Source organism: Pseudomonas sp. SAR267, assembly GCF_052077595.1.
Taxonomy (GTDB): Bacteria; Pseudomonadota; Gammaproteobacteria; order Pseudomonadales; family Pseudomonadaceae; genus Aquipseudomonas; species Aquipseudomonas vlassakiae.
On record NZ_JBQIHU010000001.1, the window covers coordinates 4211409 to 4230239 of the forward strand.

Consider the following 18831-nt stretch of genomic DNA (forward strand, 5'->3'; position numbering starts at 1 on the left):
ACATGCATCCGCGCATCCTTGAGGTCACCCAGCGGCTGATCGAACGCAGCCGTGCCACCCGCGAACGCTACTTGCAGCTGATTCGTGGCGCGGCCAGTGACGGGCCCATGCGTGCCAGCCTGCAATGCGCCAACTTCGCCCATGGCGTGGCCGGTTGCGGTGCCGAGGACAAGCAGACCCTGCGGTTGATGAACGCGGCCAACGTCGCCATCGTTTCGTCGTACAACGACATGCTCTCGGCGCACCAGCCGTATCTGCATTTCCCTGATCAGATCAAGCAGGCCCTGCGCGAGGTCGGTTCGGTCGGCCAGTTCGCCGGCGGCGTGCCGGCCATGTGCGATGGCGTGACCCAGGGCGAGCCGGGCATGGAACTGGCGATCGCCAGCCGCGAAGTCATCGCCATGTCCACGGCGATAGCGCTGTCGCACAACATGTTCGACGCTGCACTGATGCTCGGCATCTGCGACAAGATCGTCCCTGGCCTGATGATGGGCGCGCTGCGCTTCGGTCACCTGCCCACCATATTCGTCCCGGGTGGGCCGATGGTTTCCGGTATTTCCAACAAAGAGAAGGCCGACGTGCGTCAGCGCTATGCCGAAGGCAAGGCCAGCCGCGAGGAGCTGCTGGAGTCGGAAATGAAGTCCTACCACAGCCCCGGCACCTGTACCTTCTACGGCACCGCCAACACCAACCAGCTGGTGATGGAGGTCATGGGCCTGCACCTGCCCGGCGCCTCGTTCGTCAACCCGTACACACCGCTGCGCGATGCCCTTACCGCCGAGGCGGCGCAACAGGTCACGCGCATGACCAAGGCCAGCGGCAGCTTCATGCCACTGGGCGAGATCGTCGACGAGAAGGCACTGGTCAACTCGATCGTGGCCCTTCACGCCACCGGCGGCTCGACCAACCATACCCTGCACATACCGGCAATCGCCCAGGTGGCGGGCATCCAGCTGACCTGGCAGGACATGGCCGACCTTTCCGAGGTGGTGCCGACCCTGTCCCACGTCTACCCCAACGGCAAGGCCGACATCAACCACTTCCAGGCCGCTGGCGGCATGGCCTTCCTGATTCGTGAGCTGCTCGACGCCGGCCTGCTGCACGAGGACGTCAACACCGTGGCTGGCCACGGCCTGCGCCGCTACACCCAGGAACCGTTCCTCGACGACGGCAAGCTGGTATGGCGCGAAGGGCCGCAGCAGAGCCTGGACGAGAGCATCCTGCGCCCGGTGGCGCGGCCATTCTCGGCCGAAGGTGGCCTGCGGGTGATGGAAGGCAACCTCGGCCGTGGCGTGATGAAGGTCTCGGCCGTTGCGCCTGAGCATCGGGTAGTCGAAGCACCGGCTCGCGTGTTCCATGACCAGCAGTCGCTGGCCGATGCCTTCAAGGCCGGTGAACTGGAGTGTGATTTCGTTGCCGTGGTGCGCTTCCAGGGGCCGCGTTGCAACGGCATGCCCGAACTGCACAAGCTGACGCCGTTCCTCGGCGTGCTGCAGGACCGTGGTTACAAGGTCGCGCTGGTGACCGACGGCCGCATGTCGGGGGCCTCGGGCAAGATCCCGGCGGCCATCCACGTCTGCCCCGAAGCGTTCGATGGTGGCCCGCTGGCACGCGTGCGCGATGGTGATATCGTGCGGGTCGATGGCGTCGAAGGTACGCTGCGGGTGATGATATCGGCAGAAGAACTGGCCAGCCGTGACCTGCCGCCCGCGCCCCAGGGCAACGACCTGGGCTGCGGCCGTGAGCTGTTCGGTTTCATGCGCATGGCGTTCAGCCCGGCAGAGCAGGGCGCGAGTGCCTTCACCTCGGCCCTGGAGAACCTCAAATGAAGGACCTGCTGGTTGGCGACATCGGTGGCACCAATGCCCGTTTTGCGTTGTGGCGTGACAACCAGCTGTGCCAGGTGAAGGTCTTCGCCGCGGCCGACTACACCAGCCCGGAGCAGGCCATCGAGGCTTACCTGGAAAGCCACGGCATCGCCCGTGGCGGCCTGGCAGCGGTGTGCCTGGCGGTGGCTGGGCCGGTCGATGGCGATGAATTCCGCTTCACCAACAACCATTGGCGGCTCAGCCACAAGGCGTTTTGCCAGACCTTGCAGGTCGAGCGGCTGCTGCTGATCAACGACTTTTCTGCTCAGGCGTTGGGCATGACCCGCCTGCAACCCGGTGAGTACCGTGAGGTCTGCGCAGGCCGGGCAGACCCGCTGCGGCCGGCGCTGGTGATTGGCCCGGGCACTGGTCTTGGCGTCGGCAGCCTGTTGCGCCTGGGCGAGCAGCACTGGCAAGCGTTGCCGGGTGAGGGCGGGCATGTCGACCTGCCGGTGGGCAATGCCCGGGAGGCGGCGATCCATCAGCAGATACACAGCCAGATCGGCCACGTCAGCGCCGAGACCGTACTCAGCGGCGGTGGCCTGGTGCGCTTGTATCAGGCCATGTGCGCGCTGGACGGCGACACGCCCCGACACACATCCCCGGCGCAGATTACCGATGCTGCGTTGAGCGGCGAGCCACGGGCGCTGGCGGTGATCGAGCAGTTCTGCCGGTTCCTTGGGCGCGTGGCTGGTAACAATGTGCTGACCCTGGGCGCGCGTGGTGGGGTCTATATTGTCGGCGGCGTGATACCGCGATTTGCCGAGCTGTTCCTGCGCAGTGGTTTTGCCGCCAGCTTTGCCGACAAGGGCTGCATGAGCGGTTACTTCGCGGGTGTGCCGGTGTGGCTGGTGACAGCAGAATTCTCTGGACTGCTGGGTGCGGGGGTGGCATTACAGCAGGCGCTGGAACACTGACTGGGGCCGCTTTGCGCCCCTTCGCGGGCACGCCCGCTTCCACAGGTTCTACGCCAGACCATGTGGGAGCGGGCATGCCCGCGAAGGGGCGCGAAGCGGCCCCAATAGCAGGCAACGAAGACCTGTGACAAACAATGAGGGCGGGATACCTTGAGCACTGCCGGAAAGTCCATCCTGATGGTCGATGACGATCAGGAAATTCGTGAACTGCTGCAAACCTACCTGAGCCGCGCCGGCTTCCAGGTCCACGCTGAGGCTGACGGCCAGGGCTTTCGCCGCGCCCTGGAAAACACCCCCTGCGACCTGGTGATCCTCGACGTCATGCTCCCTGACGAAGACGGCTTCAGCCTGTGCCGCTGGGTGCGTCAACACCCACGCCAGTCGCGGGTACCGATCATCATGCTGACCGCCAGCTCCGATGAAGCCGACCGCGTCATCGGCCTGGAACTGGGTGCCGATGATTACCTGGGCAAGCCGTTCAGCCCCCGTGAACTGCAGGCGCGCATCAAGGCCCTGCTGCGCCGCAGCGAATTCGGCCTGGCGGCGCCAGCCAGTGCCGTGCTGGCCTTCGATGACTGGCGCCTGGATACGATCAGCCATCGCTTGTTCCACCGCGATGGTGAAGAGGTGATGCTGTCGGGTGCCGACTTCGCCCTGCTCAAGCTGTTTCTCGATCATCCGCAGCAGATTCTGGACCGCGACACCATCGGCAACGCCACCCGAGGCCGCGAGCCGATGCCGCTGGACCGCATCGTCGACATGGCCGTCAGCCGCCTGCGCCAGCGCTTGCGCGACACCGACAAACCACCGCGGCTGATCCGTACCGTGCGTGGCAGCGGTTACCTGCTGGCGGCCCATGTCTGCTGCGCTTCCTGAGCGGCGCTGGCGCCTGCTGCCGCGCTCGCTGCTGGGGCGCATGCTGCTGCTGACCCTGCTTGTGGTGCTGTTGGCACAGGGCCTGTCGAGCCTGATCTGGGTCGCCCAGTTGCGTGCCAGCCAGTTGCAGGGCCTGCGCGCCAGTGCCTCGAGCCTGGCTCACTCCATGAGCGCCAGCGTCAGCTACTTCCGCTCGCTGCCGGTGGCCTATCGGCCAATGGTGCTCGATCAACTGCGCAGCATGGGCGGGACGCGTTTTTTCGTGTCGCTCAATGACAAGCCACTGGATATGCCGGTATTGCCCATCACGCCGCGCAAGCAGGTGGTGATCGACGTGTTCCGGCAAGTGCTGCACGAACGTCTCGGCGAGCAGATGGAGATTTCTGTCGAGTTCGTCGCCCCCGATGACCTGCGCATCTTCAACAGCGGCCTGAAGCTCGATGAACTGCCGCGCTCGTGGGCACATTACTCGCTGACCCTGGAGCCGCTCAACCCGCCGGTGCTGGTGACCCAGATCCGCCTGGGCCAGGGCGAATGGCTGTACATCGCGTCCTTGCTGCCCGAGCCCTATACCAGCCTCGAAACCGAACGCCTGCCGCGTCAGCAGATTGGCTTCATCGTCCTGACCACCGCCTTGCTGCTGCTGTTCATCGGTTTGCTGGTGCACTGGCAGAGCTGGCCGCTCAAGCGCCTGGCACGCGCTGCACGTGAGTTGTCACTGGGCGCCGATGTGGCGCCGGTAGCCGAGGGCGGCGGCAGCGAAGTGGTCGAAGTGGGGCGGGCGTTCAACAGCATGCGCGAGCGCATCAGCCGTTACCTGACCGAGCGTTCCCAGTTGTTCAGCGCCATTTCCCATGACCTGCGTACGCCGATCACGCGTTTGCGCCTGCGTGTGGAGTTGCTCGAGGACGAGCGTCTGCAGGCCAAGTTCAGCCAGGACCTCGACGAGCTGGAGCTGCTGGTCAAAGGGGCTCTGCAGTGTGTAAAGGACACCGACATCCACGAGAACATCGAGCCGATCGACCTCAATCAGGTACTGGAGATGCTCGCCGAGCCGTACCTGGGGGACGGCCGGATCACCCTCGAGGGGCGAGCCGTGTCGCCGTACCCTGGCAAGCCACTTGCCCTGCGCCGCTGCATCGGCAACCTGATCGACAATGCCATCAAGTATGGCGAGCGGGCACGCCTGCGCATCATCGACAGCCCCGAGGGCTTCGTCCTGCAGGTGGATGACCAGGGTCCAGGCGTGCCACAGCAGCAGATGGAGCAGGTGTTCGAGCCGCATTTTCGCCTGGCTGGCAAACAGCAGGGTTATGGGCTGGGCCTGGGTATCGCACGCAACATAGCCCACAGTCATGGCGGCGAGGTGAGCCTGCTCAACCTGCGCGAAGGCGGTTTGCGGGTGACGTTGTATCTGCCAAGAGGCATGGATTGAGGCGTGTCACCGACTGGTGACACAACCACGGTCCTTCGTGACATCCCGGCCAGGACGGCTGGCTAGACTGCACCGACGATACGCAAGGAACGCACTGGCCCATGAAGCACAACGATCTCCCTCTCGGCAGCTGGCTGGATTCACCGGTTCATGCTGCCTGGCTCATGGCCGAAGGGCAGCGCCTGCTGGCTTTCGCCAAGGCATCGAAGTTGCCAGACGGCTTCGGCAACCTCGATGCGTCGGGCAACCTCGCGCCGGGTGCCGCCGCCGAAACCATGAACACCGCACGCATGATCCACTGCTTCGCCCTCGCGCATATCCAGGGTGTGCCAGGCTGCCTGGCCTACGCCGAGCATGGCGTTGCGGCCTTGCGCGGGGTGCTGCGCGATGCCAGCTACGATGGCTGGTTCGCGCACCCCGAAGGCCTCTACGACAGTGGCAAGGCTGCCTACCTGCATGCGTTCGTCGCGCTGGCCGCCAGTTCCGCCAAGGTGGCCGGCATTGCCGGTGCTCAGCAGTTGCTGGCGGGCGTCGTGGGAGTAATCGAAGCGCACTTCTGGTGTGAGCAGGAGGGCGCCCTGCGTGAAACCTTCTCCCGCGCCTGGCAGCTGCCGGAAGCCTACCGTGGCGCCAACAGCAACATGCACGCCACCGAGGCGTTCCTGGCCTTGGCCGATGCCACCGGTAACACGCTGTGGCTGCAACGGGCGCTACGCATTGCCGAGCGCATCATCCACACCCATGCCACGGCCAACGGTTACCGGGTCATCGAGCATTTCGACGCGCTCTGGCAGCCAGTGCCGCACTACAACCTTGAGCATCCGGCCGACCACTTCCGCCCTTATGGCACCACGCCCGGGCACGCTCTGGAGTGGGCGCGCCTACTGCTGCACCTGGAAGCCAGCCTGCAACTGGCCGGGCTGCACGCCCCCGACTGGCTGCTGGCCTGCGCCCGTGGCCTGTTTGACAGTGCCTGCTGCCACGCCTGGAACGCCGATGGGCAAGCTGGCTTCGTCTACACCCTGGACTGGGATAACCGGCCGGTCGTGAGGCAGCGCTTGCACTGGGTGCATGCCGAGGCATGCGCCGCTGCCGCCGCGCTGTTGCGCAGAACCGGCGAAGCTTGCTACGAGCAGTGGTACCAATGTTTCTGGGGCTTCATCGACAACCATTTCATCGACCGTGCTGGCGGGAGCTGGCACCACGAACTCGATGCGAACAATCGCCCTGCCGGCAGCATATGGCCGGGCAAACCGGACCTGTATCACGCCTATCAGGCGGTGCTGCTGCCGGGCCTGCCTTTGGCGCCAAGCCTGGCAACTGCCGTTGCTGGTTATGTAACCAAACGATGACATTTGCGCATCGCTTCGTTACCTGACGAGGCGGGCGCGCTGATTAGACTCCATGCAATGCAAGCGATCGACTTGCCGGCATAACAACAAGAAAGGTACTCCGATGAATTCGTCCCTCCGCCTCGCAACCGCGATCTCCCTCGCTTCGCTCCTGCCGCTCAGTGCCCTTGCCGCCGATTCCAAAGGCAGCGTCGAAGTGGTGCACTGGTGGACCTCCGGTGGTGAAAAAGCTGCTGTCGATGTGCTCAAGGCCCAGGTCGAGAAAGATGGCTTCACCTGGAAGGACGGCGCTGTCGCCGGTGGCGGTGGTGCCACGGCCATGACCGTACTCAAGAGCCGCGCAGTGGCGGGCAATCCGCCTGGCGTCGCGCAGATCAAGGGGCCGGACATCCAGGACTGGGCTGCCACCGGCCTGCTCGACGCCGATGTGCTCAAGGACGTCGCCAAGGATGAAAAGTGGGATTCGCTGCTCGACAAGAAGGTCGCCGACACCGTGAAGTACGACGGTGACTATGTCGCGGTACCGGTCAACATCCACCGCATCAACTGGTTGTGGATCAACCCAGAGGTCTTCAGGAAGGCCGGCATCGACAAGGCGCCGACCACCCTCGACGAATTCTACGCCGCTGCCGACAAGCTCAAGGCTGCCGGTTTCATTCCTCTCGCCCATGGCGGTCAGCCCTGGCAGGACAGCACGGTCTTCGAGAGCGTGGTGCTGGCGGTGATGGGGGTGGAGGGTTACAAGAAAGCATTGGTCGATCTGGATGAGAAAGCCCTGACCAGCCCCGAGATGGTCAAGTCGCTCGCCGAACTCAAGAAAGTCGCTACCTACATGGACCCTGACGGCAAGGGCCAGGACTGGAACCTCGAAGCGGCCAAGGTCATCAACGGCAAGGCCGGCATGCAGATCATGGGCGACTGGGCCAAGAGCGAGTGGACCCTGGCGAAGAAGACCGCCGGCAAGGATTACCAGTGCGTGCCGTTCCCCGGAACGGACAAGGCATTCCTGTACAACATCGACTCGCTGGTGGTGTTCAAGCAGAACGACAAGGGCACTGCCGCCGGGCAGCAGGACATCGCCCGCAAGGTGTTGGGTGAAGACTTCCAGAAGGTCTTCAGCATCAACAAGGGCTCGATCCCGGTGCGCAACGACATGCTTGCCGACATGGGCAAGTACGGCTTCGACGCCTGCGCCCAGACCTCCGCCAAGGACTTCCTCGCCGACGCCAAGAGCGGCGGCCTGCAGCCGAGCATGGCGCACAACATGGCCACCACGCTGGCCGTGCAGGGCGCATTCTTCGATGTGGTGACCAACTACATCAACGACCCCAAGGCCGACCCGGCCGATGCGGCGAAGAAGCTGGCGGCGGCGATCAAGGCGGCCAAGTAAGCGACTTCAAGGCTTGCGCGGCCTGAATTGTGGGAGCGGCCTTGCGTCGCGAAAGGACCGCAGAGCGGTCCCAAAACCAGGCAGCGCAGTCCTTTCATAACGGCTTCGCTCAACCGGCCCCCGGGGCTGCTACGCAGCCCTTTCGCGACGCAAGGCCGCTCCCACAGGAAGTGTGGCAGCGCCTGAAAGGTGACCCATGACAACAACAACCGCCCAACTGCGGGCCTCCCCCCTGGACGCGCTGCAGCGCTGGCTTCCGAAACTGGTGCTGGCGCCGAGCATGTTCATCGTCCTGGTGGGCTTCTACGGCTACATCCTGTGGACCTTCGTCCTGTCCTTCACCACCTCGACCTTTCTGCCGACCTACAAGTGGGCAGGCCTGGCGCAGTACGCCCGGCTGTTCGACAACGACCGCTGGTGGGTAGCGAGCAAGAACCTGATGTTGTTCGGTGGCTTGTTCATCGCCATCAGCCTGGCCATTGGCGTGCTGCTGGCGGTATTGCTGGACCAGCGCATCCGTCGCGAAGGCTTCATCCGCACCATCTACCTGTACCCCATGGCGCTGTCGATGATCGTCACCGGCACCGCCTGGAAGTGGTTGCTCAACCCCGGCATGGGCCTGGACAAGCTGCTGCGCGACTGGGGCTGGGAGGGCTTTCGCCTGGACTGGCTGATCGACCCTGACCGGGTGGTGTACTGCCTGGTGATCGCCGCCGTGTGGCAGGCCTCGGGCTTCATCATGGCGATGTTCCTCGCCGGCCTGCGCGGGGTCGACCAGTCGATCATCCGCGCCGCTCAGATCGACGGCGCCAGCCTGCCGCGCATTTACTGGACCGTGGTACTGCCCAGCCTGCGCCCGGTGTTCTTCAGCTCGCTGATGATTCTGTCGCACATCGCCATCAAGAGTTTCGATCTGGTGGCGGCGATGACGGCTGGTGGCCCGGGTTATTCCTCCGACCTCCCGGCGATGTTCATGTACTCCTTCACCTTCAGCCGCGGCCAGATGGGCATGGGCTCGGCCAGCGCCATCCTGATGCTTGGGGCGATCCTGGCGATCCTCGTGCCGTACCTGTACTCGGAACTGCGGAGCAAGCGCCATGCATAGTCTTTCGGAAAAACCAGCGCTCAGCCTGAGCCGCGTCGCGATCCATGCGGTGCTGCTGATCGCCGTGCTGTTGTACCTGGTGCCATTGGTGGTAATGCTGCTCACCAGCTTGAAATCGCCGGAAGACATCAGTACCGGCAACCTGCTGAGCTGGCCTGCCGTGATCACCGGTATCGGCTGGGTCAAGGCCTGGGGTACGGTGAGTGGCTACTTCTGGAACTCGATCATGATCACCGTACCGGCGGTGCTGATCTCCACCACCATCGGCGCACTGAATGGCTATGTACTGTCGATGTGGCGCTTCCGCGGTTCGCAACTGTTCTTCGGCTTGCTGCTGTTCGGCTGCTTCCTGCCGTTCCAGACCGTGCTGCTGCCGGCCTCGTTCACCCTCGGCAAGCTGGGTCTGGCCAGTACTACCACCGGCCTGGTGCTGGTGCACGTGGTCTACGGCCTGGCTTTCACCACGCTGTTCTTTCGCAATTTCTACGTGAGCATTCCCGATGCCCTGGTCAAGGCTGCGCGCCTGGACGGCGCCGGCTTCTTCACCATCTTCCGCCGCATCATCCTGCCGATGTCGACACCGATCATCATGGTCTGCCTGATCTGGCAGTTCACCCAGATCTGGAACGACTTCCTGTTCGGCGTGGTGTTTTCCAGTGGCGACTCGCAACCGATCACCGTGGCCCTGAACAACCTGGTCAACACCAGCACCGGGGCCAAGGAATACAACGTCGACATGGCGGCGGCGATGATCGCCGGCTTGCCAACCCTGCTGGTCTACGTGGTGGCAGGCAAATATTTCGTCCGCGGGCTCACCGCCGGCGCGGTCAAGGGGTAAGTCATGGCAACGCTCGAACTTCGCAATGTGAACAAGACCTACGGCAGCGGCCTGCCAGACACACTCAAGGACATCCAGCTGTCGATCAAGGATGGCGAGTTCCTGATCCTGGTCGGCCCCTCTGGCTGCGGCAAGTCGACCCTGATGAACTGCATCGCCGGCCTGGAAAACATCACCGGCGGGGCGATCCTCATCGATGATCAGGACGTCAGCGGCATGAGCCCCAAGGATCGCGACATCGCCATGGTGTTCCAGTCCTATGCGCTGTACCCGACCATGAGCGTGCGCGAGAACATCGAATTCGGCCTGAAGATTCGCAAGATGCCGCAGGCCGCCATCGACGAAGAGGTGGCGCGGGTGGCCAAGTTGCTGCAGATCGAGCACCTGCTCGCGCGCAAGCCGGCACAACTGTCAGGTGGCCAGCAACAGCGTGTGGCCATGGGCCGGGCGCTGGCGCGGCGACCGAAGATCTACCTGTTCGACGAACCGCTGTCCAACCTCGATGCCAAGCTGCGGGTCGAGATGCGCACTGAAATGAAACTGATGCACCAGCGCCTGAAGACCACCACGGTGTATGTCACCCACGACCAGATCGAGGCCATGACCCTGGGCGACAAGGTGGCGGTGATGAAGGACGGCATCATCCAGCAGTTCGGCACCCCACAGCAGATCTACAACGACCCGGCCAACCAGTTCGTCGCCAGCTTCATCGGTTCGCCGCCGATGAACTTCATTCCGGTACGCCTGACCAAACAGGACGGGCGCCTGTTGGCGGTGCTCGACAGCGGCCAGGCCCGCTGCGAACTGCCGTTGGGGCCGGCCAATGATGACCTCGACGGTCGCGAGATCATCCTCGGCATTCGCCCCGAACAGATTGCCTTGGGCGCAGGCGAGGGCAATGGCCTGCCGGGTATCCGCGCCGAAGTGCAGGTGACCGAGCCCACCGGGCCGGACCTGCTGGTGTTCGTTACCTTCAACCAGACCAAGGTCTGCTGTCGCCTGGCGCCGGACATTGCCTGCCGGGTAGGCGACAGCCTGGATCTGCAGTTCGACCCGGCTCGGGTGCTGCTGTTCGACGCCGACAGCGGCGAGCGTTTGCACCTGGCCAGCAGTCATACCGCCGTAAAGGACAACGTGGCTCACTTCAAGGGCCGATAACTCGTCTACACCGTCAATAAGAAAAAAGAGGACGCAAAGGGATGGAACAGCGCAATCGCATCAGCACATTGGGTTCACTGGCCCTGCTCGCCGTGGTTGGCAGCAGCGGGGTGCAGGCTGCCGAGGCATTCTCCAGCGAGTCGAAATGGATGACCGGCGACTGGGGCGGCGCCCGCACCGAGCTGCTGGACAAGGGCTATGACTTCACCCTCGACTATGTCGGCGAGGTGGCCGGCAACCTGCATGGCGGCTACAACGACGACAAGACCGCGCGCTACAGCGACCAGTTCGCCCTTGGCGCACACCTGGACCTGCAGAAGATCCTCGGCTGGCACGATGCCGAATTCAAGCTGGCGATCACTGAGCGCAGTGGCCGCAACCTGTCCAACGACCGCATCAGCGACCCGCGTGCCGGGCAGTTCAGCTCGGTGCAGGAAGTGTGGGGCCGTGGCCAGACCTGGCGGCTTACACAGATGTGGGTCAAGCAGAAGTACTTCGACGGCGCGCTGGACGTCAAAGTTGGCCGTTTCGGTGAGGGCGAGGACTTCAACAGCTTCCCTTGCGACTTCCAGAACCTGGCCTTCTGCGGTTCGCAAGTGGGCAACTGGGTCGGCGGTATCTGGTACAACTGGCCAGTCAGCCAGTGGGCGCTACGGGTGAAGTACAACATCACCCCGGAATTTTTCGTCCAGGTCGGTGCCTTCGAACAGAACCCGTCCAACCTGGAGACCGGCAACGGCTTCAAGCTCAGCGGCAGCGGCACCAAAGGCGCGATCCTGCCGGTGGAGATGGTCTGGTCACCCAAGGTCAATGGCCTGCCGGGCGAGTACCGCCTGGGTTATTACTACAGCACGGCCAAGGCCGACGACGTGTTCGAAGATGTCAACGGCAACCCGCAGGCGGTTACCGGCGAGGCCTTCAAGTCGCACTCGAGCAAGCACGGCTGGTGGGTAGTGGCGCAGCAGCAGGTCACCGCCCATGGCGGCGACATCAACCGTGGCCTGAGCCTGTTCGCCAACTTCACCGTGCATGACAAGGCCACCAACGTGGTCGACAACTACCAGCAGGTCGGCCTGGTCTACAAAGGTGCCTTCGACGCTCGGCCCAAGGACGATATCGGTTTCGGCGTGGCGCGTATCCACGTAAATGACGACGTCAAGAAGCGCGCCGAACTGCTCAACACCCAGAGCGGTATCGATGATTACGACAACCCAGGCTTCGTGCCGCTGCAGCGCACCGAATACAACGCCGAGCTCTACTACGGCTTCCATGTCACCAACTGGCTGACCGTACGGCCCAACCTGCAGTACATCAAGAGCCCGGGCGCTGTGGACGAAGTGGACAACGCGCTGGTCGCAGGTTTGAAGATTCAGTCGTCTTTCTAAGCATACTTGTTGTAAATTTACGCCAATCCAAATTCGGCTCCCGGCACCCACTGGCTTGCAGTGGTTGTCGGGAACAGGCCGAGACAGCGCTATCTCAAACAACAAGAGCTTGGAACCATGCCCGAACATCCGCTACATCGCTTCTTTTCCTCGCAGCGGCCCCGGCCGACGTTCGAGTGGGAGCGTTACCAGCAGCGCGATGTGCTGATCATCGACCATCCCCGTTGCCAGGCGGTGTTCAGCCGCCAGGGCGCGCAACTGCTGCACTTCCAGCCGAGCGGCGAGCGGCCCTGGCTGTGGTGCGCCGAGCAATGGCCGCAAGTGGGCGCGATTCGCGGTGGAGTGCCGGTGTGCTGGCCCTGGTATGGCCGTCACCCCAGTGAAGACCTGTGGCCTGCCCATGGCTGGGCGCGCTTGCTGGACTGGAAACTGGTGGACAGCCGTGAAGACGAGGAGGGCGTCAGCCTGAAGTGGCGGCTGGACCTGTGCGATTGGCAGGTGGACCTGCACGCCAGGCTTGGCAGCCGTATGGAACTGAGCCTGAGCACCGAGCATCAGGACAGCGAACCTTGCCAGCTGAGTCATGCGCTGCTGGCCTACTGGCGCATCAGTGACGTTTCCGAGATAGCGCTGTCTGGGCTTGAGGATATCGAAGGCTATGACCGCCTGAGTCGCCAGGCCTGCCGTGAAGGCGGCGCGCTCAAGCTCAAGGGCGGCTGCCAGAAGGTTTACCCGGGTACGCCAAGGGTGCAGCTGCAGGACCCGGCCTGGGAGCGTGAACTGTGCATTGATACGGGCGACAGCGACGACACCGTGGTCTGGCACCCGGGCAACCGGCCGCTGATGGGCGTCAGCGGCCGTGAATGCCAGGGCTTCGTCTGTGTCGAGGCGGCCAGTGGCAGTGGTGAGGGCCTGAGCCTGGCACCGGGGCAGCGTGCACACCTGCGGTTGCAGGCGCACCGGCTCAGTTGAGTTCGTCGTCCTCGATCGGGTAGCGGCTGGCGTTGAGGCTTTCCTTGATCTTGCGCAGGTGCGGCTGGAAGTCCACACCGCGGCGCAGGGTCATACCGGTAGCCAGCACGTCGAGCACGGTCAGCTGGATGATCCGCGAGGTCATCGGCATGTAGATGTCAGTGTCCTCCGGCAGCGGAATGTGCAGGCTCAGGCTGCAGGCCTGGGCCAGCGGCGAGCCGGCAGCCGTCAGGCCGAGCACCGAGGCGCCGTTTTCCCGGGCCAGGCGTGCCACATCGACCAGTTCGCGGGTGCGCCCGGTGTAGGAGATGATCACGAACAGGTCGCCAGTGTGTGCCACCGAGGCCAGCATGCGTTGCATCAGGACATCGGCATGGGCCGATACCGCGAGGTTGAAGCGGAAGAACTTGTGCTGGGCATCGAGCGCCACCGGTGCCGAGGCGCCGAGGCCGAAGAAGTGGATCTGCCGGGCCTGGATCATCATGTCCACGGCACGGCTGACCTGTTGCGGGTCCAGTTGCTGGCAGGCGCTGTCAAGCGAGGCGATGGCACTGCCGAAGATCTTCTGGGTGTAGGCTGCCGGGTCATCGTCGGCTTCCACTGCGCGGCTTACGTAAGCTGCACCGCTGGCCAGGCTCTGCGCCAGTTGCAGCTTGAGCTCCGGGTAGCCGCTGACGCCGAACGAACGGCAGAAGCGGTTGACGGTCGGTTCGCTGACCTTGGCCGCCTGGGCCAGCGCGGCGATGCTGAAGCGGGTGGCTTGTTGCGGGTTGAGCAGGATGACTTCGGCGACTTTGCGTTCGGCCTTGTTCAGCTCGTCGAGGCGTCCCTGGATCTGTTCCAGGAGGTTTCGCACGCGGTCCATGGGTGTGTCCTTGGGTCGGGAAGACAGCCGGCTGTGGGAGCAGCAGGCTTTTTGCACGGTCGTCTATCGTACTGTCGGCGCGATTGACGTACCACTTGTCTCTAACGTTTGAGTGTAATGTTGTGGTTTTTACTACATTATCCCTTGAAAACCGTGTGTGAAAGCGGTATTCCTAGACCAACTTTAGGAAAGAACCAACATCATGGCTGCGATCAGTGTCGAACCTTGCACCTTTGCCCTGTTTGGCGCACTCGGCGACCTGGCCTTGCGCAAGCTGTTTCCTGCGCTCTACCAGCTCGACCGTGCCAACCTCCTGCACGCCGACACCCGTCTGTTGGCGCTGGCCCGCGAGGCCGGAAGTGCCGAAGATCACCTGAACACCATCGAAGCGCACCTGCGCCGGCATGTGCCCGAGGCTGACATCGAGCCCGCTGCATTGGCGCGCTTCCTTGGCCGCCTGCGCTACCAGCACCTGGACTTCCTGCAGCCCGAAGGCTACCAGGCCCTGGCCGAACAACTGACCGGCGAGCAGCCGCTGATCGCCTACTTCGCCACCGCGGCGGCGGTCTACGGCGCGATCTGCGAGAACCTCGACAAGGCCGGCCTGGCGCCACGCACGCGGGTGGTGCTGGAGAAACCCATCGGCCATGACCTGGAGTCGTCGCGGCGGGTCAACGATGCCGTGGCGCGCTTCTTCCCGGAAGGCCGCGTCTATCGCATCGACCACTACCTGGGCAAGGAGACCGTGCAGAACCTGATCGCCCTGCGTTTTGCCAACAGTCTGTTCGAAACCCAGTGGAACCAGAACTCCATCTCCCATGTGGAGATCACCGTGGCCGAGAAGGTCGGCATCGAGGGCCGCTGGGGCTATTTCGACAAGGCCGGCCAGCTGCGCGACATGATCCAGAACCACTTGCTGCAGCTGCTCTGCCTGATTGCCATGGACCCGCCCAGCGAGTTGTCGGCCGACAGCATCCGTGACGAAAAGGTCAAGGTACTCAAGGCGCTGGCGCCAATCACCGGGGAAGGGTTGAGCACCCGCGTGGTGCGCGGCCAGTACATCGCCGGCTACAGCGATGGCAAGCCGGTGCCTGGCTACCTGGAGGAAGACAACTCCAACGCGCAGAGCGACACCGAAACCTTCGTCGCCCTGCGTGCCGACATCCGCAACTGGCGCTGGTCGGGTGTGCCGTTCTACCTGCGCACCGGCAAGCGCATGCCGCAGAAGCTGTCGCAGATCGTCATCCACTTCAAGGAAACCCCGCACTACATCTTCGCCCCGGAACAGCGTTTGCAGATCGGTAACAAGCTGATCATCCGCCTGCAACCGGACGAAGGCATATCCTTGCGGGTGATGACCAAGGAGCAGGGCCTGGACAAGGGCATGCAACTGCGCAGTGGCCCGCTGCAACTGAATTTTTCCGATACCTGGCGCAGTTCGCGGATCCCGGATGCCTACGAGCGCTTGCTGCTCGAAGTGATGCGGGGCAACCAGAACCTGTTCGTGCGCAAGGACGAGATCGAGTACGCCTGGAAGTGGTGTGACCAGTTGATCGCCGGCTGGCGTAACGCGGGCGATGCGCCCAAGCCTTACGCGGCGGGTTCCTGGGGGCCGATGAGCTCGATTGCATTGATCACGCGTGATGGGAGGGCGTGGTATGGCGATATCTGAATTGAAACTGCCTGCAGCGGTGCGGGCGCACGACCTGCCTGAAGCCAAGGCGCTCTGCGCTACCTTGGCCCATGACGTGGCCGAACGCCTGCGTGCAGCCATTGCCGCCAAGGGGCAAGCCTGCGTGGTGTTGTCTGGCGGTCGCAGCCCGGTGCCCTTCCTCGAAAGGTTGGCCGTTGAGCCGCTGGACTGGACCAAGGTCACCGTCAGCCTGGCCGACGAGCGCTGGGTGCCGGTGGAGCACGCCGACAGCAATGCCGGGCTGCTGGCCCGCCACCTGTTCAAGGGCGCTGCCGCCAAGGCCCGCTTCGTCGGGCTCTATCGGCAGGCCGGTAGCCTCGAGGCGGCCGCGGTGAGCGCCGATCAGGCCCTGGCAGAACTGCCGCCGATCGATGTGCTGGTGCTGGGCATGGGGGACGATGGCCATACCGCCTCGCTGTTCCCCGACAGCCCCAACCTTGCCGAAGGCCTGGCGCTGAATAGCAAGCGCCGCTGCCTGCCGATGCTGGCCCCGAGCGTGCCGCACCAGCGCCTGTCGATGACGCGCTCGCTGCTGGCCAGTGCGGCATTCATCGCGCTGTCCGTGCAAGGCCCGGGCAAACTCGCTACCCTGCGCGCCGCGCTGGCGGGCAACGACCTTTCCGAAATGCCGATTCGCGCCTTTCTTCACGACCCCCTGGACATCTACTGGTGCCCATGAGCCAAGGATCCACAGTCATGACCACCCTTGAACGCCCACAGCCCAAGCTTTCGATGGCGGATAAAGCCGCCCGGATCGATGCCATCTGCGAACAGGCGCGCATCCTCCCGGTAATCACCATTGCCCGTGAGCAAGACATCCTGCCATTGGCTGACGCCCTGGCTGCGGGCGGTATCCGCACCCTGGAGGTGACCTTGCGTTCGCAGCATGGCCTGAAGGCTATCCAGGTGCTGCGTGAGCAGCGCCCGGAGCTGTGCGTCGGCGCCGGCACTGTGCTCGATCGCAGCATGTTCGCGGCGGTGGAAGCCGCTGGCGCGCAGTTCGTCGTCACGCCGGGCATCACCCAGGACATTCTCGAAGCCGGTGTCGATAGCGAGATCCCGCTGCTGCCAGGCATCAGCACGCCATCCGAGATCATGATGGGCTATGCCCTGGGCTATCGCCGCTTCAAGCTGTTCCCGGCGGAAATCAGCGGCGGTGTGGCGGCGATCAAGGCCTTCGCCGGCCCGTTCGGCGACATTCGTTTCTGCCCGACTGGCGGTGTGAACCCGGCCAACGTGCGCAATTACATGGCACTGGGCAATGTGATGTGCGTGGGGGGTACCTGGATGCTCGACAGCAGCTGGATCAAGAACGGCGACTGGGCGCGTATCGAGGCGTGCAGCGCCGAGGCGATGGCACTGCTGGACGCCAACTGAATCTGTTGTGTGCTTTACGGCTTATGGGGCGCTTGGTCGGCGCCCCTTTTTTTTGCCGCCCGCTAGCGGGTCACTGCTTCGAGCTTCGCCACCAGGGCGAAGGTGCCGATGAGTAGCAAGGCACGGAACAGCAATACCGCGATACGTCCCTGGCGCGTGATCAGCCAGCACCATGAGCGGCTCTGGCGAGACAGCTCGGGTGCCTTGAACACCAGGCGCTCGGCGAAGAAAGCCCGTACCCCCTGGTCGATCACAGCGTCGTCGCAGGCGATGCCCTGGGCCTGGTAATAAGTGCGGATACGTTGCGCCACTTCTTCGCGACGGCGCGGCAGGTCCAGGTGATCCTGCACCTGCCGTTGCTGCAGGCGCAGCTGATCGACGAGGGCCATGGCCCCCATCTGTTCGCTGAGCGAGCCTTGCTTCACTGCGCGGCCTTGGTCAGCAGGTTGGAGAAGGCGCGTTTGGCGTCTTCGACGGCCGTGGCGATGTCCTGCGCGGCCTTGGTCGACTCGGCACGGTAGGTCTCGGTCAGGCCTTTCATGTCGTTCTGGAAGTCCAGGGTGGCCTGGGCCAGCGCGCGTACCGATTCGACCCGCAGGGTCGAGCCATAGCTGGCTTTCATCGCTGCGCCGAGCTGCTTGTTGCCCAGCTCGCCCAAGGCCTCGAGGCCCTTGTTGATGCCGGCAGTGGTGGCGTTGAGAGTGTGGGTGGCCTCGGCCATGCCCTGGTTGGCGGTGAACGACACGGCCAGGCTGGTGAGCACCACTTCGTTGGTGGAGAAGAACGAGATCATGCGCTGGTACTGGCGCTCCTTGACCACGTGCACCTGGCTGATGCGGGCGAACACCATTTCGGCGGTGTTGTAGCCGACCCGCAGGTCGTCGGCGATGTCCTTGACGATCTGGTAGCTCTTGTCTTCGTTCTGCAGCGCGCGTACCGCCTCGTCGCGGGCCAGCTCAAGGGCTGCGCGCTGGGCCGGTTCCTGCCCTTCGGCGGCGGCCACGGCGGCGTTGGCGGCATCCAGGGCCTGGGTGCGCTGCTGCAGCGACTGCCCGGCGAGGGTCAGCACCTGCTGGGCGTCGACCTCGGCAGTCTTCATGGCCAGGCGGAAGTCCATGTACGACTCAAGGATCAGGCCTTCCCGGGTGATCTGGTCACTGGCGGCTTCGCACACGTCCAGGTAATGTTTGCGGATGTCCTCGAAACGGCTCGGGATAGAGCCGCGGCGCATGTTCATCCAGGCCATCTTCAGGCGTTCGACGGTGTCCAGGCGCCCGTCGTCCATCCACGAGGCCATCGCGGCTGCATCCTCGCGGATCGAGGTGAAGCTGTCGGTGATGTTCATGTAGCGGTGCGAGATGTCCATGCCGGCGATCTGTTCGCGCACGGTCTGGTTGAACAGCGTCGCCTGTTGCAGCACTGCGGCAATGCCGGTGACGCGTTGTTCGTCGTAGTGCGCGACCTTGTCCAGCAGTACCAGCACCGGGGCCGGTTGGGTCGGCTGGCTGAAGGAGATACCGAGTTGGCGCAGGCCGTCGAGGGCGCGTTGGAGGTATTGGCTCATGGGTGTCCTTGCCTGAGTGGTTGTCTGGGGAGTGCG

At 63.9% G+C, this 18831-nt stretch carries 17 protein-coding genes; 14 read left to right on the forward strand and 3 right to left on the reverse strand.

Features of this window, described 5'->3' with window-relative positions; all coding sequences use genetic code 11:
• Nucleotides 1–2: 2 nt before the first annotated feature.
• The 11 genes from edd to ACTORR_RS19890 all read left to right on the forward strand — a co-directional run bounded on the left by edd (nucleotide 3) and on the right by ACTORR_RS19890 (nucleotide 13296).
• Nucleotides 3–1829 (forward strand): phosphogluconate dehydratase, encoded by a 1827-nt coding sequence (gene edd / locus ACTORR_RS19840; protein WP_313365916.1) that lies wholly within the window; start codon nucleotides 3–5, stop codon nucleotides 1827–1829.
• Nucleotides 1826–2785, forward strand: coding sequence for a glucokinase (locus ACTORR_RS19845; RefSeq protein ID WP_054885994.1), 960 nt, complete (start codon nucleotides 1826–1828; stop codon nucleotides 2783–2785). Before edd ends, ACTORR_RS19845 begins: the two co-directional genes overlap by 4 nt.
• Before the next feature lie 150 nt (nucleotides 2786–2935).
• On the forward strand, nucleotides 2936–3661 hold the full coding sequence (gene gltR, locus ACTORR_RS19850) for a two-component system response regulator GltR (RefSeq protein ID WP_054885995.1): 726 nt from the start codon (nucleotides 2936–2938) through the stop codon (nucleotides 3659–3661).
• Complete coding sequence (locus ACTORR_RS19855; RefSeq protein WP_099814328.1) at nucleotides 3642–5096, forward strand: ATP-binding protein; 1455 nt, start codon at nucleotides 3642–3644, stop codon at nucleotides 5094–5096. Before gltR ends, ACTORR_RS19855 begins: the two co-directional genes overlap by 20 nt.
• 101 nt (nucleotides 5097–5197) lie before the next feature.
• Nucleotides 5198–6448, forward strand: a complete 1251-nt coding sequence (locus ACTORR_RS19860; RefSeq protein WP_313365863.1) for a D-mannose isomerase — start codon at nucleotides 5198–5200, stop codon at nucleotides 6446–6448.
• 103 nt (nucleotides 6449–6551) lie between these two features.
• Nucleotides 6552–7838 (forward strand): ABC transporter substrate-binding protein, encoded by a 1287-nt coding sequence (locus ACTORR_RS19865; RefSeq protein ID WP_313365862.1) that lies wholly within the window; start codon nucleotides 6552–6554, stop codon nucleotides 7836–7838.
• Between the two features lie 196 nt (nucleotides 7839–8034).
• Complete coding sequence (locus ACTORR_RS19870; RefSeq protein WP_054886214.1) at nucleotides 8035–8943, forward strand: carbohydrate ABC transporter permease; 909 nt, start codon at nucleotides 8035–8037, stop codon at nucleotides 8941–8943.
• Nucleotides 8936–9781 (forward strand): carbohydrate ABC transporter permease, encoded by an 846-nt coding sequence (locus ACTORR_RS19875; RefSeq protein WP_441343816.1) that lies wholly within the window; start codon nucleotides 8936–8938, stop codon nucleotides 9779–9781. Before ACTORR_RS19870 ends, ACTORR_RS19875 begins: the two co-directional genes overlap by 8 nt.
• Nucleotides 9782–9784: 3 nt before the next feature.
• Nucleotides 9785–10939 carry an ABC transporter ATP-binding protein gene (locus ACTORR_RS19880; RefSeq protein ID WP_054886216.1) on the forward strand — a complete coding sequence of 385 codons (1155 nt, stop codon included), beginning with the start codon at nucleotides 9785–9787 and terminating at the stop codon, nucleotides 10937–10939.
• Between the two features lie 41 nt (nucleotides 10940–10980).
• On the forward strand, nucleotides 10981–12324 hold the full coding sequence (locus ACTORR_RS19885) for a carbohydrate porin (protein WP_262109153.1): 1344 nt from the start codon (nucleotides 10981–10983) through the stop codon (nucleotides 12322–12324).
• Nucleotides 12325–12441: 117 nt separating this feature from the next.
• Nucleotides 12442–13296, forward strand: a complete 855-nt coding sequence (locus ACTORR_RS19890) for a D-hexose-6-phosphate mutarotase (RefSeq protein ID WP_054886218.1) — start codon at nucleotides 12442–12444, stop codon at nucleotides 13294–13296.
• Here ACTORR_RS19890 and hexR read toward each other — a convergent pair.
• Nucleotides 13289–14152: a DNA-binding transcriptional regulator HexR gene (gene hexR, locus ACTORR_RS19895; RefSeq protein WP_176510233.1), complete on the reverse strand. Its 864-nt coding sequence runs from the start codon at nucleotides 14150–14152 to the stop codon at nucleotides 13289–13291. The genes ACTORR_RS19890 and hexR overlap by 8 nt on opposite strands.
• Before the next feature lie 211 nt (nucleotides 14153–14363).
• On the opposite strand from hexR, the gene zwf reads away from it, so the two are divergent.
• From zwf to ACTORR_RS19910, 3 genes are read left to right on the forward strand one after another with little or no spacing between them, the layout of a single operon-like run.
• The gene (gene zwf / locus ACTORR_RS19900) at nucleotides 14364–15833 is read left to right on the forward strand and encodes a glucose-6-phosphate dehydrogenase (protein WP_054886220.1); all 1470 of its coding nucleotides are present in this window, start codon (nucleotides 14364–14366) and stop codon (nucleotides 15831–15833) included.
• The gene (gene pgl / locus ACTORR_RS19905; RefSeq protein ID WP_262109154.1) at nucleotides 15820–16533 is read left to right on the forward strand and encodes a 6-phosphogluconolactonase; all 714 of its coding nucleotides are present in this window, start codon (nucleotides 15820–15822) and stop codon (nucleotides 16531–16533) included. Before zwf ends, pgl begins: the two co-directional genes overlap by 14 nt.
• A gap of 17 nt (nucleotides 16534–16550) precedes the next feature.
• Nucleotides 16551–17231, forward strand: coding sequence for a bifunctional 4-hydroxy-2-oxoglutarate aldolase/2-dehydro-3-deoxy-phosphogluconate aldolase (locus ACTORR_RS19910; protein WP_054886222.1), 681 nt, complete (start codon nucleotides 16551–16553; stop codon nucleotides 17229–17231).
• 62 nt (nucleotides 17232–17293) lie between these two features.
• Here the strand turns inward: ACTORR_RS19910 and ACTORR_RS19915 are convergent, their stop codons facing one another.
• Entirely contained in the window at nucleotides 17294–17656 is a 363-nt protein-coding gene (locus tag ACTORR_RS19915) for a DUF6384 family protein (protein WP_054886223.1), read from the reverse strand.
• Nucleotides 17653–18795, reverse strand: a complete 1143-nt coding sequence (locus ACTORR_RS19920) for a hypothetical protein (RefSeq protein ID WP_054886224.1) — start codon at nucleotides 18793–18795, stop codon at nucleotides 17653–17655. Before ACTORR_RS19920 ends, ACTORR_RS19915 begins: the two co-directional genes overlap by 4 nt.
• Nucleotides 18796–18831 lie beyond the last annotated feature (36 nt).

Coding starts and splice junctions, on each gene's coding strand:
- ACTORR_RS19875 (WP_441343816.1), top strand. CDS start 8,936: ATGCATAGTCTTTCGGAAAAACCAGCGCTCAGCCTGAGCCGCGTCGCG.
- zwf (WP_054886220.1), top strand. CDS start 14,364: ATGGCTGCGATCAGTGTCGAACCTTGCACCTTTGCCCTGTTTGGCGCA.
- ACTORR_RS19890 (WP_054886218.1), top strand. CDS start 12,442: ATGCCCGAACATCCGCTACATCGCTTCTTTTCCTCGCAGCGGCCCCGG.
- ACTORR_RS19910 (WP_054886222.1), top strand. CDS start 16,551: ATGACCACCCTTGAACGCCCACAGCCCAAGCTTTCGATGGCGGATAAA.
- ACTORR_RS19880 (WP_054886216.1), top strand. CDS start 9,785: ATGGCAACGCTCGAACTTCGCAATGTGAACAAGACCTACGGCAGCGGC.
- ACTORR_RS19855 (WP_099814328.1), top strand. CDS start 3,642: ATGTCTGCTGCGCTTCCTGAGCGGCGCTGGCGCCTGCTGCCGCGCTCG.
- ACTORR_RS19885 (WP_262109153.1), top strand. CDS start 10,981: ATGGAACAGCGCAATCGCATCAGCACATTGGGTTCACTGGCCCTGCTC.
- pgl (WP_262109154.1), top strand. CDS start 15,820: ATGGCGATATCTGAATTGAAACTGCCTGCAGCGGTGCGGGCGCACGAC.
- ACTORR_RS19870 (WP_054886214.1), top strand. CDS start 8,035: ATGACAACAACAACCGCCCAACTGCGGGCCTCCCCCCTGGACGCGCTG.
- ACTORR_RS19860 (WP_313365863.1), top strand. CDS start 5,198: ATGAAGCACAACGATCTCCCTCTCGGCAGCTGGCTGGATTCACCGGTT.
- ACTORR_RS19920 (WP_054886224.1), bottom strand. CDS start 18,795: ATGAGCCAATACCTCCAACGCGCCCTCGACGGCCTGCGCCAACTCGGT.
- ACTORR_RS19845 (WP_054885994.1), top strand. CDS start 1,826: ATGAAGGACCTGCTGGTTGGCGACATCGGTGGCACCAATGCCCGTTTT.
- ACTORR_RS19865 (WP_313365862.1), top strand. CDS start 6,552: ATGAATTCGTCCCTCCGCCTCGCAACCGCGATCTCCCTCGCTTCGCTC.
- edd (WP_313365916.1), top strand. CDS start 3: ATGCATCCGCGCATCCTTGAGGTCACCCAGCGGCTGATCGAACGCAGC.